Here is a 15,100-nt window from a genome sequence, read left to right on the forward strand (position 1 = left end):
CGAAGGAGTGTTTTGTCTGGGTCCCCTGCTAGTCGCCAATGAGCCAGCAAAACCTCGAGTCGCTCGACGTCGAGGCGATCCGTTCGGAGTTTCCCATCCTCGAGCGCGAGTTCGACGGCCAGCAGGTCGTCTACCTCGATAATGCGGCAACGACCCAGACGCCGGATGCGGTCGTCGACGCGATGAGCGACTACTACCGCGAGTCGAACGCGAACATCCACCGCGGTATTCACCACCTCAGTCAGGAAGCCTCGGAAGCGTACGAAGTGGCACACGACCGCGTCGCGGAGTTCATCGGCGCGGAAGGACGCGAGGAGGTCATCTTCACCAAGAACACCACCGAGAGCGAGAACCTCGTGGCCTACGCGTGGGGGCTGAACGAACTCCAGGCCGGTGACAGGATCGTGCTCACGGAGATGGAACACCACGCCTCGCTCGTCACCTGGCAACAGATCGGCAAGCGAACGGGCGCCGACGTCGAGTACATTCGTATCGACGAGGACGGTCGCCTCGACGTGGACCACGCCAGAGAGCTGATCGACGACGACGCGGCCATCGTCTCGGCGGTCCACGTCTCGAACACGCTGGGGACGGTCAATCCCGTCTCCGAACTCGTGGATATCGCACACGAACACGACGCGCTAGCGTTCATCGACGGCGCACAGGCCGTCCCCAACCGCCCGGTCGACGTCGAAGCGATCGACGCCGACTTCTACGCATTCTCGGGTCACAAGATGGCCGGGCCGACTGGGATCGGCGTCCTCTACGGGAAAGAGCATCTGCTTGAGGCGATGGAGCCCTACCTCTACGGCGGCGGCATGATCCGCAAGGTCACCTTCGAGGAGACGACGTGGGGCGACCTGCCGTGGAAGTTCGAGCCTGGAACACCCCCGATCGCTGAGGCCGTGGGTCTGCACGCGGCGATCGACTGGCTCGAGGAGATCGGCATGGATCGCATCCGGAGTCACGAAGAGGAAATCGCCCGCTACGCCTACGAGCGACTCGACGCCGAGGGCGACGTCGAAATCTACGGCCCCGAACCCGGCCCCGACCGCGGTGGCCTCGTTAGTTTCAACCTCGAGAGCGTCCACGCCCACGACTTGACCTCGATCATGAACGATCACACCGTCGCCGTCCGCGCCGGCGATCACTGTACGCAGCCGCTACACGACAAGCTCGGCGTTCCCGCGTCGACTCGAGCGTCGTTCTACGTGTACAACACTCGCGAAGAGGTCGACACGCTGGTTGCGGCACTCGACGACGCGCGCCAGCTGTTCGCGTAGCGGTACACAACGCGTCGACTCGAGTTCCACAAATCGAGTTTCAATAGTCACGTATTTATTGTATTGGCGGCCACGGTACTGATATGTCCACAGTACGGATCTGTTTCGTCGCATTGCTCGTCGCGGCGATCGCGGTGAGTCCGGTCGCCGCCGTCGCCGACGCGGGCGGAGAGTCGCTACACTCGAGCGCCGCGGCCGACGCGTCGACGGAGTGTTCGTTTCCGCTCACCGAGACTGACGACACTGGAACGGAGGTAACGCTCGAGGAAGAACCCGAGACGGTCGTCACGCTCAACCCGAGCGCCGCTCAGACGATGTGGGAGATCGGTGCCGAGGAGAAGGTGATCGGCACGACCAAACACGCGGAGAACCTCGAGGGAGCCGAGGAGCGGACGAACGTCTCGACCGACGCCGAGACGATCGAGCCGGAGATCGTCGTCGACGCAGACCCCGACCTCGTGCTCGCGCCGAGTTCGAACTTCGTCTCCGAAGAGACCGTCGAAACCCTTCGTGAGGCCGGCGTGACCGTCTTTTACTTCCAGTCGGCGGAGTCGATCGACGAGGTCCGCGACCGAACCCAGCTGGTCGGCTCGCTCGTCGGAGAGTGCGAAGGGGCTCAGGAGACCGTCGACTGGATGGACGAGGAACTCGAGATCGTCGAGTCAGCGCTCGAGGGCGAAGAGCGTCCCGACGTGCTGTACACCTTCTTCGGGTTCACCGCCGGGGAGGAGACGTTCATCCACGACCTCATCGAAGCGGGCGGCGGGACGAACGTGGCTGCCGAAGCCGGCGTCTCGGACTACCAGCAACTCAGCGAGGAAACCGTGATCGACGCCGATCCGGAGTGGATCGTCCTCAACACGAACTCGCCGGAGGTTCCGGAGGGGGCGGCCTACGAGTCCACGACGGCCGTCGAGAACGATCAAGTTCTCACCGTCGAGATCAACCATCTCAACCGACCCGGACCCCGCGTTATCCACGCCGTCACGACGTTCGCGGAGACGTTCCATCCCGAAGCGTACGCGGCCGCTGCCGCCGAACACGACGGAGTCGAAGGTGGTGCCGACGACGATGACGACCACGCAGAGACCGACGTCGAAGGCGACGGATCCACGACCGATGACGTGGACGAGGGAGCCACAGCCGACGGTGCGGACGAGTCCGCGACCGACGACGAGTCTGTGGCCGGCGGCGCTGACGACCAGCCAGGCTTCGGCATCGTCGCTGCCGTCGTGGCACTGGCCGTCGCAGCCGTCTCGATCGGCTCGAGTCGGTACCGTCATGGTCACCGATAACAAGGCACCTGTATGAACGTCATCTCCACGTCGCCGTCGTCGACGGAGATCCTGTACGAACTCGGCGTCGAACCGGTCGCGGTTTCACACGCCTGCGATCACCCGCCGGCGGCGACCGAATTGCCGACGATCGACGTCTCGAAGGTCGACGCAAGCGCAAGCGCGGACCGCCACGAACAGGTTCGCACGGCGACGGCGAACGGCCACCTCTACCGGATGGACGGCGAGCGAATCGACGCCCTCGAGCCGGATCTGATCGTCACCCAGGGCGTCTGTGGCGTCTGTGCCGTCGATGACGTGCTCGTCGAAGAGACCCTTGCCGATCTCGCGGTCGATCCCGACGTGCTCGCCCTGCAGGCGAACCGACTGGCGGACGTCCTCGAGTGCGTCGAGGACGTCGGACGAGCGACCGCGACGGAAGAGCGTGCCACAGCGCTGGTCGACGACCTCCGCGAGCGCATCGCCGGCGTCGAGAGACGAGTTCCAGACGAGCCCCGACCGCGGACGGCGGTCCTCGAGTGGATGGATCCGATTCGACCCGCCGGAAGCTGGGTTCCGGACGTCGTCGATGCGGCCGGCGGGGAGTACGACATCGGTGATCCCGGCGAGCGCTCACAGCCCCTCGAGTGGGACGCGTTTCTCGCGTACGATCCCGAGGTACTGGTCGTCGCCCCCTGCGGGTTCGACGCCGAGCGCACGCTCGAGCAGTTCCACGAGCTGTCGGATCGTCCCGGATGGGACGAGATCACGGCGGTCCGCGACGACCGGGTGTTCGTCCTCGACGGGAGCGCCTATCTGACCCGGTGGACGCCGCGGCTGGTCGACGCCATCGAGCGCCTCGCGGCGCTCTGTCACTCCGAAGAGTTCGAGCTTCCGGCGGACGTCGTCCGGCCGTAGCCCGAGAGGGTACGACGCGTGGATTGCCTGTGTCGTCGCCCGATCAACTGGATCGCACGGCGGATACTGTGGGATGATTACAAAAGTTCTTCGTAGAAAAGAAATAAGTGGTACGTCGGGATAGAACGAGTGGTGTTTGGTATCATTGAGCAATATCGGGCACCGCGGACCGTTCTCCGCGAAGAACGGGGAGAAAAACCATGGCAACCGAACAAACACACCAGGAGATCGAGGAGTATCTCGGACAGGTACCGAGTTGGATGGAGACCATCGCAGAGCCGGCGGGCGATCACAGCTGGGGCCTCTTTCGCGACCTGGTTCTCGGGGAGACCGAACTCTCCTCGCGAGAGAAAGGACTCGTCGGACTCGGCGTCGCGGCCGCGATCGGCTGTCCCTACTGCACCTACTTCCACAAGGAAGAAGCGCGGCTGGCCGACGTCTCGGACGAAGAACTCGAAGAGACGATCAACGTCGCTAGCAACACGCGGTACTTCTCGACGATACTGCACGGAAACGAGGTCGATCAGGACGATTTCGTGGCCGAGACGGACGAAATCGTCAACTACATCCAGGAGCAACAGGAGGCCGCACCGGCAGACGACTGATACGATCAGCCGTCACTGCATACCGGAACGACCGCTGGACGGAACGCGGTCGCTCCCGGCCTGACGAACAGCGATCCGTATGTACGCGCGCTCGGAACGCTTTTTTCGGATCGCAGACGGCTCACCGGGCCGTCCGAACCACGCTTTGGAGACGGCCGTACGGGCAGTCGACGACTCGAGGTTCATCCGGCTTCGGTCGTCGCCGCGGCGATCCGGTCCCCTTCCTTGGAGTGGGGAAAGTCGTGAGATCGACGTCCGACATATTCCAATCATCAGACACTTTTTGACTACTTTACTAGGATTTAGATGACTTTTTCCCAATTTATCGGGTTTTGAGAATCTTTTTGTTGTATGGATCGAAGCACGCACTCATGCAGGCCAATTTCCACACGGATACTGCTCGCTTGATCACGGACATTCGGTACGAGTTCGACGTGGACAACTTCATCGAGACGGGAACGAACGTCGGAGAGACGGCCGAGTGGGCGAGCGAATACTTCGATCAGGTCACGACGATCGAGATGGACGACGAACTGCACGCACAGGCGACGAACGAGAGGGGGCACCTCGACAACATCGAGTTCGTCAAGGGGAAATCTCAGGACGAGTTACCGACGATCGTCCAGGAGCTGGAGGAACCAGCCGTCTTTCACCTCGATGCCCACTGCGGCGGAAAGTGGTTGGATTCGGCGGGAGACACGTCGGCCAACGCCGAGTTTACCGAGTGCCCGGTGTTGGACGAACTGGAAGCGTTATCGCTGTCCGACCACGACCATTTCGTGTTCATCGACGACGCCCGAGTGTTCACCTCCCCGCGACGGGAGCCGTTCGATATGGACGACTGGCCGGGCATTCAAGAGATCAGCCACACCGTTGAAGCGCTCAACGAGGACTACCACATTCTGATCTACGTGGACGAAATAATCATCGTCCCGCCGTTCGCCACCGAGTTCGTCCGCGAACGCATCAGGACGTACAAGACGGAAAACCGGGACCAATCGAATCGATTCAAGCGATACGTGATGAACAAAGTGTGGCAACACGCTAGCCTCTCCGGTCCGGTTCAGGACGTCTGACTGGCTCGAAGGCCCTGCACAACTCGAACAATACTCTCCGTTTCGGGATCGGGTTTTTTACCGCGACGTCAGCTGACGAACTCGAGGGACGGTCTCGAGCACCTCTACCACTTCGCTGCGGGAGAGTGCCCTCGTTGCCCAGGCGAGCAGAAAGAACGAGGCCAATCCGACCAGAGTCACGACGACGATCGAGAGCACGTTCGACTCGAGGGATCGATCGATCAACCAGAGAATCGGAATCGGTCCGGTGCAGGTAACGACCACCCGCCCGAGCCGAACGTTTCTGAGTGGGTTGAAGCCGAGCCGTTTTGCCGCCAGAATGTGGAATATCAGCATCGATCCGTATCCAACGCTGGTCGCGACCGCTGCCCCGTAGACGCCGAACTGCGGAATCAGCGCGAGATTCAACACCACGTTTAGTATCGCGGCACCTCCGGTCCCATAGATCAATGCTCGCATGTTCCCGTGACCCTGCCCGATCGCGTATATGGGGCGGGCGACAGCGAATCCGACGACGCCCGGTAACAGCAACAGCATCGGTACGTACGATGCGGTGAACTCGCCGCCGAAATAGATCGGCAAGAACGAATCACCGACGATCGCGAGCACGATGCCGACGCCGCCGGTGAGCAACAGCGTGTACCGTGTGATGTTACTCGCCACCGCCGTTATCTCTGCGGTCCGCCCTTCGGTCCACAGCTGTGAGGCGGAGTGGAGCAGAACGATTTGTAAGGCAAGTGGGACGAACCACAGGAATTCGGCGACGACGAGCGATGCGTTGTAAAACCCCACACGTTCGCTCGTTACGAACGGTTGTAGGAGGAGAATATCGGTGATATAAAGAGATTTGGTTAGTAGCACGAACACGACGTTCAACAACCCGTACCGGAACATGCGAGAGTGGAATATTTCGGCCGGGTTCGGGACGATCGACCGCATTCCGCGGACACGGATGTTCGTCTGGCGTTTCAAGGCGACGTAGCCGAGACTCACGATCAGAAACGTCGAAGCCGCGTGTCCTATCAGTATGCCCGAAACGTGAAATCCGATCACGGCGAGAGGTAGCCCGATGATCGGAAAGAATACCCTATTGAGAACGTACATCGTCTCCGAGTACTCCTCCAGTTTGAACCCCATCAACGAACTCCGGACGAGGTGGTAGAACGCGTGGAAGAACACCATCACGGCGACGATGTACAGGTAGTTCCGCAGGCGATACTCGAGCAGCACGGTGCCGATCGCGCCGTAGGTGAACAGTACCAATCCCAGTGCGATAGTCGCGCCGGACAAAAACGAAATCGTCAGGTAAAACGAAAACACCGCGGCTTTGTCCTCGCGATCCGGGTATTCCGCAATGTACTTTCGTGCACCTTCGTACACGCCGCCGCCGGCCAGCGTTCGTAAGGCGCTGTAGACAGCCATCGCGAACGCGTAATCGCCGTAGCCCCCGCTGCCCAGCACGCGCACGACGAGCGGAGTGGTGAGTACAGTCAACACCCCGGCGCCGACGCGACCGGTGAAAATGTAAAAGAAACCGTGAGTCAGCCGCTGTTTGATATTCATGGTTCGATGAGTCGACCGATCGAAACGGGTACCGTTCCGTCGCGCTTACCCGGTGAATCCGTCGTGTTTGTCATCGCCCGAGCTGTGCGCAACATCTTATGCGACCACCACGCTCGCCAGTCCGGCTGCGAGGACGATCGCCGTGACTCCGAGACAGAACAACGCGTAGTTTGCGACCGGATCGGCGGCCGTCGTTACGGAGAGGGAGTATCGGTTACCGGTGAAAAGCGGGTCGACTCCCATGGGCGTGAGTGCATCGACGGCGATGTGAGACGCGACAGCGATCGTTCCGATGACGAGCCCCAGCGATCCGAGTACGAACGGGGCGCCGAAGTTAGTTTGCACACCAACAAGTATTCCTGTCAGACCGAGGATGACACCGACTAACACCGCAAAATGGACCGTGTGCGTCACGCCGCGGTGGGCGATTCGCGCGGTCTTCATATCGACGTCGGGAAGAACTGAGAGTCCGATCGCTACGAATCCACTGACGGCGGCCAGTTCGGCCGAGAGGAGTACCGCTACGACGAACCCGACCGGCGCGTAAGCCACGAGCGCCGCACCGTAGTGTCCCGTCTGCTGCATTACTACCGGTTCACAGGTGCTGGGGTACCAATCTATCGGTGCTCGAGTATGGACGAGTCTCACGATCACAGCTCGTGATTCTGCTTCGACGCGGCCGGCAACGAACTGTGGCAGGACGGAACTGTTCGGTCATCGGAATATCGATCGGACGGCCGAGCGTTCCGCAAAGGGCTTTTCCCGCTCGCTCGAGTACGAACTGATGCCGAGGTGAGAACGAATGTACGAGAAGCGCATCGGCCGTCCCGAACGGGATCCGTTCGATGCCCTGGTCGACGTTCTCGCCGCGGTGGATCGGTACGACCTGTTACTCGGGATCGTGCCGATCGCGTTCGCGGTTGCACTGGTCGCGGCGAGCTTGCTCGGCGTCTCGGTGACGCAGGCGATGATCGTTCCGGCGATCGTCGGTGTGTTCACCATCGTCGACGCCTGCTACCGCAATCCCCCGATCGACCAGGGGTCACGGTAACGGTACCGTCGGAGGCGGTTCCGGCGACGAATCGACCACCAACCGTTTTCGAACGACCGCCGTCATCACCGTCCTCGAGCGACGCGTTCGCAATCGAAGAGAAGTCGAATCGTCGAGACGATAGTTTAAACCGCAACACGAGCCAAGGCCGGGTAATGAACGTCGAGGAGCTGTCGGGGCTCCCGCCCGGTGCGATCTCGCACTTCGAACAGCAGGGAATCGAGGAGCTCTACCCGCCACAGACGGAGGCCGTCGAAGCTGGCGCGACCGAGGGAGGAAACCTCGTCGCCGCCGTCCCGACCGCGAGCGGCAAGACGATGATCGCCGCCCTTTCGATGCTGTCGGCGGTCGAACGCGGCGGGAAGGCGCTGTACATCGTGCCGTTGCGAGCGCTCGCCAGCGAGAAAAAAGCCGAGTTCGACGACTACGAGAGCTTCGGCGTGACGACCGGTGTCGCGACCGGTAACTACGAATCGACCAGCGAGTGGCTCGCCACCAAAGACGTGATCGTCGCGACCAGCGAGAAGGTCGACTCGCTCGTGCGAAACGGCGCGGAGTGGCTCTCGGATCTCACCTGCGTCGTCTCCGACGAGGTCCACCTCATCGACGACCGGAATCGGGGACCGACGCTCGAGGTCACGCTCGCCAAACTCCGGAGGCTCAACCCGGGCATACAGGTCGTTGCGCTGTCGGCAACCGTCGGAAACGCGGGGGAGATCGCAGACTGGCTCGACGCTTCGCTCGTCGAGACGGACTGGCGACCCATCGACCTCCGGATGGGCGTCCACTACGGGAACGCGCTCAACTTCGACGACGGCTCGACGCGGGAGGTGCCGGTCGAGGGTGCAGAGAAACAGGAAGCGGCGCTCGTCAGGGACATCCTCCAGGAGGGCGGTTCGTCGCTCGTGTTCGTCAACTCCCGTCGCAACGCCGAGGCCGCCGCCCGCAGGCTGGGCAGCGTCTCGGTGGACGAACTCACCGACGACGAACGGACGAAACTGACGGACGTGGCGGAAGAGATTCGCGACGACAGCGACACCGAGACGAGCCAAGATCTCGCAGACTGCGTCGCGAACGGCTCCGCCTTCCACCACGCCGGGCTCTCGAGCAGCCAGCGGAGCCTCGTCGAGGACGCCTTTCGCGATCGGCTGCTGAAAGTGATCGCCGCGACGCCGACGCTCGCGGCCGGCGTGAACACGCCCGCCCGGCGCGTCGTCGTTCGGGACTGGCGGCGCTTCGATCCCAGCGCGGGCGGAATGGCGCCGCTCGACGTCCTCGAGGTCCACCAGATGATGGGACGAGCGGGTCGGCCGGGACTCGATCCCTACGGCGAGGCCGTCCTGCTCGCAAAGAGCCCCGACGAGAGCCAGGAGCTGTTCGATCGGTACGTCTGGGCCGATCCGGAGCCCGTCCGATCGAAACTGGCGGCCGAACCCGCCCTGCGGACGCACGTCCTCGCCACCATCGCCTCCGGGTTCGCCCGGACTCGAGAGGGGCTGCTCGAGTTCCTCGAGGCCACGCTGTACGCCAGCCAGTCGGCCGAGTCGGGCCGGCTCGAGACCGTCACCGACGACGTCCTCTCGTACCTCGAGCGAAACGACTTCGTCGAACGCAAAGCGCCAGACGCCGCGGAATCCTCGAGCGGTGACACCGACGCGGCGGGTGCGTTCACCACCGCAGCGGACATCGCGGACCGCGGGGACGCAGCCGCCGTCGAACTCGAGGCGACGAGCCTCGGTCACACAGTCTCCCGGCTCTATCTCGATCCGATGAGCGCCGCCGAAATCGTCCACGGACTCGAGAGCGCCGACGAGCGACCGACTGCGCTCGGGCTCTACCAGCTCGTCTCGAGAACGCCCGACATGTACGAACTCTACTTGCGGTCGGGCGAAGAGGAGACGTTCGGTGAGCGGTACTACGAACGGGAGACGGAGCTGCTCGGTGACGCACCGAGCGAGTTCGAGGAAAACCGCTTCGAGGACTGGCTCGCCGCCCTGAAGACGGGATCGTTGCTCGAAGACTGGGCCGAGGAGGAAAACGAAGAGGCGATCACCGAACGGTACAAGATCGGACCCGGCGACCTCCGCGGAAAAGTCGACACCGCCGAGTGGTTGCTCGGCGCGGCGGAATCGCTCGCCCGTGAGATCGACAGCGAGTGGACCGTCGCGGTCCGGGAGGCTCGCGCTCGCGTCGAACACGGCGTCGGAGAGGAGCTGCTCGAACTCGTCTCCGTCGGCGAGGTCGGCCGCAAACGAGCCCGTCGGCTCTACGCCGTGGGGATCGAAGAGCCCGCCGACCTGCGCAGTGTCGACAAGGGCGTCGTTCTCGGCGCGCTCAAGGGGGCGAAGACGGCCGAAACGATCCTCGAGAACGCGGGTCGCGAGGAGCCGTCGATGGACGGCGTCGTTCCAGCCGGCCCGGGCGACGGAGCTGCCAGTGAAACCGTAGAGGACGACCAATCCGGCGGGAGCGAACCGAGCCAGACGGCGAACGGACGGTCAGCGGAGGGAGACGACCAGTCCAGCCTGGGTGATTTCTCGTGAGGACACTCGAGTGTCGACTCGCGATCGACGATCTCGACGGGTTCGTCGCCGCTCTTGGCGATATCGGAGACCGGACGGGAACGACAGTTCAGGCGTTCGATGCCCGGTACGTCGCGGACCGTCGCCACCTGAAGCGTGCGCTCGAACTGGCCGATCGATCCATCGCTCGAGGGGAGAACGTCGCCCGCGATCGCGCCGTCGAGATCCTGCTGTACGCCGCCGGCAGACGTCAGATCGACCGCGCACTCGAGATGGGCATCGGTGAGAGAGAAACCCGGGCAGTCGTGCTGGTCGATCGGAGACCGGACGGCGGAGACTGTTCCCGCGCCGACACCGACGACGGCAACGGGATCGGTGGGACCGACGTCAGCGACGCGGAATCGGAAGCCGTCGACGCGGAGTCCGAAGCCGTCGACGCGATCCGAGACCTTGAGGCGTTCGTCGGAGAAGAGCCGACGCTCGATTCCCCCGACGAGACGACGCTGTGTGCGTTCTTCGACGTCACCGACGCCGAACGGGAAGCGACCGACGCCTCACTCGGGGCGCTCGTCCGCGAGCGAGTTGCGCTGCTCGAAGTCGAGAAATGAACGGCGTCGAAATCGCTCTTCCGAGTGAATCGATCGAACTCGTCTGGGATCCGCGTCGACGAGTGTCCGGGCTCGTCGGACCGGCGAGGGAACGACCATTCGCGTTTCGGACGGCACGCTCTTGTGCGATCCCGTGATAGGCAAGCTATGGCCGCGCTCGAGGATCCGATCGAGATCAACGGCGTCGAGATACCGAACCGGCTGTATCGGGCTCCGTTGCTCGAGTGTGCCGGCAACGGACCGGACGCAGTCGAAACGTTGATCGACGACCTCGAACCCGCCGCCGCCTCCGGCGTGGGACTGATCTGTCAGGGTGCAACGATCGTTCGCGGCGAGGGCGGCTGTGCAGCGCCGGGAATGACCCGCGTCCACGATCCGGCGTTCGTTTCGCGACTCTCGAGGCTCACGGACCGGATCCACGACCACGGAAGCCGGATCTTCTTGCAACTCGAACACGGCGGATTGCGAAGCATGGAAACCTGGCACGCCGAGTATCGCGCCGAGAACCCGGCGCTCGGGCAGCTGGCGGTTTCTGAGCCGCCCTGGCAGTTGCGGCTGCTGGATCGAATCGGGATACTCTCGTACGATCCGCACGTCCTCTCGACCGAGGAGGTGTACGAACTCGCCGTCGATTTCGGTCGCTCGGCCGCGTATGCGATCGAAGCCGGCTACGACGGCGTTCACCTCTCGGGGGCGAACATGGGGATTATTCAACAGTTCTGCTCGCCGTTTTACAACCGACGAACCGACGAGTTCGGCGGCTCGCCGGAAGCGCGCCTCGAGTTTCCGGCGCTCGTTCACGACGAAATCCGCGAGCGGGCAGGAGACGTTCCCCTGATAACGAAGGTACCCGCAGAGACCCCCGCACCGCCTCGTCCCCTCGTCACCCGAAAGCTGTCGCTCGAGGACGGCGTCGAGATGGCGCGCCGACTCGAGCGCATCGGCTACGACGCCGTCGTTCCCGTCGAAACGTCCGTCGTCTGGGACATGAGCGTCGTTCGCGGCGAGTATCCCGACCGCGCGTGGGCGAACGAGGCGCTTCGGGAGGGATACGACGCCGCCTTCGGCGGTCCGGGACGCCGCCGGCTCGTCTCGGTCGGCAACCGACTCGAGTCGATCGTCTACGACACCGAGTCGGCGTGGAACGAATCGTTCTGTCGACGCGTCCGCGAGCGAGTTTCGATTCCGGTGCTCGCGGAGGGCGGAATCCGTGAGCGAAGCACGATGGATCGGCTGCTCGGCTCGAGTGGAAACGAGGGAGTTCGAACCGGTTCGAGCGGAGCCCCACCAGCCTGCGAGATGGTCGGACTGGCCCGTCCGTTTTACGCCGAGCCGCGGCTGGGAGCGCGTCTGCTCGAGCCCGAAACCGACGAAACAGGCGTTCTCTGTGGGAGCTGTAACAACTGCACCGTTCCACAGGCAACGGGCGCGCCGGGCATCTGCCGAACGCCGTCCGTGTTGCGACGACGAGGGGAACTCGAGCGAGCGGGTGCGTACGAACGGCAGTGAGGACGAAGACTCGCACTCGTACGGCCGACTGTAAGTCGTTACCGGAGCGACCGCGAGCCGTCCTGCGGTCGCTCCGATGAAAAGTCACAGCAAAGCGTCTCAGGCCGTGATGACGTCGCTCGTAATCTCCGCGAGCGTGAGTTCGTGCGTGTACTCCGGCCCGTCGACCTCGAGTACCGTGTCGTCGTCGACGTCGGTGAAATACAGAGTCATCTCGTAGCGACCGTCGGCGTCGATCTGACCGGGCTCGCGCTGGCCCGTGACCGGATCGCGAATCCAGACGAACTCGCCTTCGTACGCGGGGTCGGTTCGTCCCTGGACGTCGAACGCCGGGAGCTCCTCGTCGACGTCGTCACCCTCGAGAGGGTAGCCCGCCTCGATCCAGGCGTTGAATCCCTCGTCCAGCGCGTAGACGTTCTCGTAGCCGTCCTGTATCAGCGCGGCTGCGCGCTGGACGGCCATCGCGTGCGGACAGACACAGTAAGTCACGATCAGGCCGTCTTCGTCCCACGCCTCGACGGGGTCGTCGGAGTCGGGACCGGTCGGTGCCGGACTCAACGCCGCACCGGCGATGTGACTGACCTCGTACTGGTGTTCCGATCGCGTATCGACGACGGAGACGGCATCCGAATCGTACCACTCGTAAACGTCCTCGAGCGGCGCGAGCGGAACGTCTACGTCGTCGTAGTTCATCGTCGGGTACGCCTCGCCGTTGACGACCGGCTGTTCGTCGGAACCGGATGCGGTCGTCTCGCCGGATTCGTCGGGCTGGTCGTCACCGTCCAGACAGCCAGCGACTCCGCCGATAGCGAGCGCGCCAGTCGACACGAGGAGCTTTCGCCGTTCCATGATCTCAGGGTAGTGGCGGCGGAACAATATCGGTTGCGGTGACGGCGAGGAGCCGATCTACCGGCCACAGACCCCTTCGTTTCGGGTGGAGACCGGGGGATGTGACTGGAACGGTTCTCGAGTCGAAGAAGTAGTCCATCCTGGATTCGAACCAGGGTCGAAGCCCCCAGAAGGCTTCAGGATTGGCCGCTACCCCAATGGACTGCCATATCTCGCCGGACCCCGCTCCGGCGGCGTACCACCCCGTAGTCGGTGTTCATATTAGAGTGTTACGAACTCTGGTGGAACCAGATGAGGGCACACAGTCCGAGCGATCGCGCGAGCGCCGTCGCATAGACGTCCAGCGGGAAGATCGGTCCGGCGAGGAATCGTCGGTTGGGAGCCATCCAAACCGACATTCCTTTTCCCTTCTCGCTCGGATCTCGAGTATGTACGTCGGACGATTCGTCGTCGTCGGTCCGGAGGTCGGTGCCTACCGCGTCTCCTCACGATCGTTTCCCAACCGCGAAATCAGCGCCCGAGACGGGGCGCTCACCGTCGGTCCGACCGCGGACGCTCCGGAGACGGACAACCCCTACGTCGCCTACAACTGCCTTCGGGTGGTCGAGACGCCGACGGGCGAAACGGTCGCCTTCGGCAACGGCTCGCAGGTCGACCCGATCGCGGAGAAACTCGAGTTGGGCTACCCGGCCCGCGACGCGCTGGCGGAGTGTCTGCTCGCGCTGGATTACGAGAAGGACGACTACGACACGCCGCGCATCGCGGCGACGATCAGCGGCGACGGCGAGGCGCTCGTCGGAACGGTCCGGAAAGACGCCTTACTGGTCGAGACCGTCGACGAGCCGACGCTGGTCGCGACCTACGAGAAAGACACCCCCGAGCCGTTCGAGTTCGACGTCGAGACCGCTGGCGAAGCGGCCAGCGAGGCGTACGACCTCGAGTTCGAACACGCGGTCTGTGCGGCCGGCGTTTCCCGGACCGAAAACGGGTTCGTGACGGCCCTCGAGAACGGCGAGTGAGCGATCGACGGGAGAACCTACATACCCCTCGAGGCGGTTAGCCACGAGTACGATGAAGGTCGGACTCATCTCGGACGTCCACGGGAACCTGGTCGCACTCGAGGCCGTCCTCGCGGAGATGCCGCCAGTCGACGAGGTACTGTGTGCGGGCGACGTCGTCGGCTACAATCCCTGGCCGGGCGAGTGTATCGACGAGTTGCGAGGCCGCGACGTGCCGACCGTGATGGGAAACCACGACGCGGCGGTCGTCGGAGACGCGCCGTTTCGGTTCAGCGGGATGGCTCGAGCGGGCGTCGAACACGCCGAATCGGTCCTTTCGGGGGCACAACTCGAGTGGCTCGAGTCGTTACCGATCGAACGTACCGAGTGCGACGGACGGGTAAAACTCGTCCACGGCCACCCGGACGATCCGGACCGCTACACCCGGTATACGTATCCAAAAGAGTTCTCGCCGCGGATGCTCGGTGACGAGGACGTTCTGGTTCTCGGTCACACCCACGTTCAGGGCGCGTCCCAGTACGCAGAGGGAATCGTCGTCAATCCCGGCAGCGTGGGCCAGCCGCGCGACGGCGATCCGCGTGCGGGCTACGCCGTCGTCGATCTCGAGGCGCTGACCGTCGACACCCACCGCGTCGAGTACGATATCGAGGCTGTCCAGTCCGCGGTTGCGGAGACGGATCTTCCGGAACAGATCGGCGGACGGCTCAGTCGGGGGAAGTGAGACGCCGACGCGTCGAAACCGGTCAACCGCCGGCGCTCGAGGAGAGTGACTCGGCGGCACGTCGAGACGGCGACCGGAAAACAACCGTTTTATGCGATCCGG

At 63.5% G+C, this 15,100-nt stretch carries 14 protein-coding genes and 1 tRNA gene; 11 read left to right on the top strand and 4 right to left on the bottom strand.

The genetic code is table 11. The features are described from left to right. Positions 1 to 38 precede the first annotated feature (38 nt). The 5 genes from EA462_RS02845 (at position 39) to EA462_RS02865 (ending at position 5,156) form a co-directional block, all read left to right on the top strand. A complete protein-coding gene (locus EA462_RS02845) occupies positions 39 to 1,283 on the top strand; it encodes an aminotransferase class V-fold PLP-dependent enzyme (protein ID WP_124177048.1) in 1,245 nt (414 codons plus the stop codon). An 83-nt stretch (positions 1,284 to 1,366) separates the two neighbouring features. Continuing rightward, entirely contained in the window at positions 1,367 to 2,578 is a 1,212-nt protein-coding gene (locus EA462_RS02850; RefSeq protein WP_124177049.1) for a PGF-CTERM-anchored ABC transporter substrate-binding protein, read from the top strand. A gap of 12 nt (positions 2,579 to 2,590) precedes the next feature. Continuing rightward, on the top strand, positions 2,591 to 3,475 hold the full coding sequence (locus tag EA462_RS02855) for an ABC transporter substrate-binding protein (RefSeq protein ID WP_124177050.1): 885 nt from the start codon (positions 2,591 to 2,593) through the stop codon (positions 3,473 to 3,475). Positions 3,476 to 3,675: 200 nt separating this feature from the next. Beyond that, positions 3,676 to 4,080, top strand: coding sequence for a carboxymuconolactone decarboxylase family protein (locus EA462_RS02860; RefSeq protein WP_124177051.1), 405 nt, complete (start codon positions 3,676 to 3,678; stop codon positions 4,078 to 4,080). Positions 4,081 to 4,451: 371 nt separating this feature from the next. Further along, positions 4,452 to 5,156 carry a hypothetical protein gene (locus tag EA462_RS02865; protein WP_124177052.1) on the top strand — a complete coding sequence of 235 codons (705 nt, stop codon included), beginning with the start codon at positions 4,452 to 4,454 and terminating at the stop codon, positions 5,154 to 5,156. 57 nt (positions 5,157 to 5,213) lie between these two features. Here EA462_RS02865 and EA462_RS02870 read toward each other — a convergent pair whose 3' ends face one another. After that, positions 5,214 to 6,719: a flippase gene (locus EA462_RS02870; RefSeq protein ID WP_124177053.1), complete on the bottom strand. Its 1,506-nt coding sequence runs from the start codon at positions 6,717 to 6,719 to the stop codon at positions 5,214 to 5,216. Between the two features lie 96 nt (positions 6,720 to 6,815). Next, complete coding sequence (locus EA462_RS02875) at positions 6,816 to 7,304, bottom strand: metal-dependent hydrolase (RefSeq protein WP_124177054.1); 489 nt, start codon at positions 7,302 to 7,304, stop codon at positions 6,816 to 6,818. A gap of 217 nt (positions 7,305 to 7,521) precedes the next feature. On the opposite strand from EA462_RS02875, the gene EA462_RS02880 reads away from it, so the two are divergent. The 4 genes from EA462_RS02880 (at position 7,522) to EA462_RS02895 (ending at position 12,409) form a co-directional block, all read left to right on the top strand. Next, entirely contained in the window at positions 7,522 to 7,770 is a 249-nt protein-coding gene (locus EA462_RS02880; protein ID WP_124177055.1) for a hypothetical protein, read from the top strand. Positions 7,771 to 7,925: 155 nt separating this feature from the next. Then, complete coding sequence (locus EA462_RS02885; protein ID WP_124177056.1) at positions 7,926 to 10,313, top strand: ATP-dependent DNA helicase; 2,388 nt, start codon at positions 7,926 to 7,928, stop codon at positions 10,311 to 10,313. After that, positions 10,310 to 10,900, top strand: coding sequence for a KEOPS complex subunit Cgi121 (gene cgi121, locus EA462_RS02890; protein ID WP_124177057.1), 591 nt, complete (start codon positions 10,310 to 10,312; stop codon positions 10,898 to 10,900). Before EA462_RS02885 ends, cgi121 begins: the two co-directional genes overlap by 4 nt. Before the next feature lie 147 nt (positions 10,901 to 11,047). Beyond that, entirely contained in the window at positions 11,048 to 12,409 is a 1,362-nt protein-coding gene (locus EA462_RS02895) for an oxidoreductase (RefSeq protein ID WP_124177058.1), read from the top strand. 99 nt (positions 12,410 to 12,508) lie between these two features. Here the strand turns inward: EA462_RS02895 and EA462_RS02900 are convergent, their stop codons facing one another. Further along, positions 12,509 to 13,258 carry a rhodanese-like domain-containing protein gene (locus EA462_RS02900; RefSeq protein ID WP_124177059.1) on the bottom strand — a complete coding sequence of 250 codons (750 nt, stop codon included), beginning with the start codon at positions 13,256 to 13,258 and terminating at the stop codon, positions 12,509 to 12,511. A gap of 131 nt (positions 13,259 to 13,389) precedes the next feature. Next, positions 13,390 to 13,462, bottom strand: a tRNA-Gln gene (locus EA462_RS02905). A gap of 224 nt (positions 13,463 to 13,686) precedes the next feature. Here EA462_RS02905 and EA462_RS02910 point away from each other — a divergent pair. Both EA462_RS02910 and EA462_RS02915 read left to right on the top strand, forming a co-directional pair. Beyond that, positions 13,687 to 14,277, top strand: a complete 591-nt coding sequence (locus EA462_RS02910) for an IMP cyclohydrolase (RefSeq protein ID WP_124177060.1) — start codon at positions 13,687 to 13,689, stop codon at positions 14,275 to 14,277. 52 nt (positions 14,278 to 14,329) lie between these two features. After that, positions 14,330 to 14,998: a metallophosphoesterase family protein gene (locus tag EA462_RS02915; protein WP_124177061.1), complete on the top strand. Its 669-nt coding sequence runs from the start codon at positions 14,330 to 14,332 to the stop codon at positions 14,996 to 14,998. Positions 14,999 to 15,100 lie beyond the last annotated feature (102 nt).

Origin of the sequence: Natrarchaeobius halalkaliphilus, from assembly GCF_003841485.1 — an archaeon.
Classification (GTDB): Archaea; Halobacteriota; Halobacteria; order Halobacteriales; family Natrialbaceae; genus Natrarchaeobius; species Natrarchaeobius halalkaliphilus.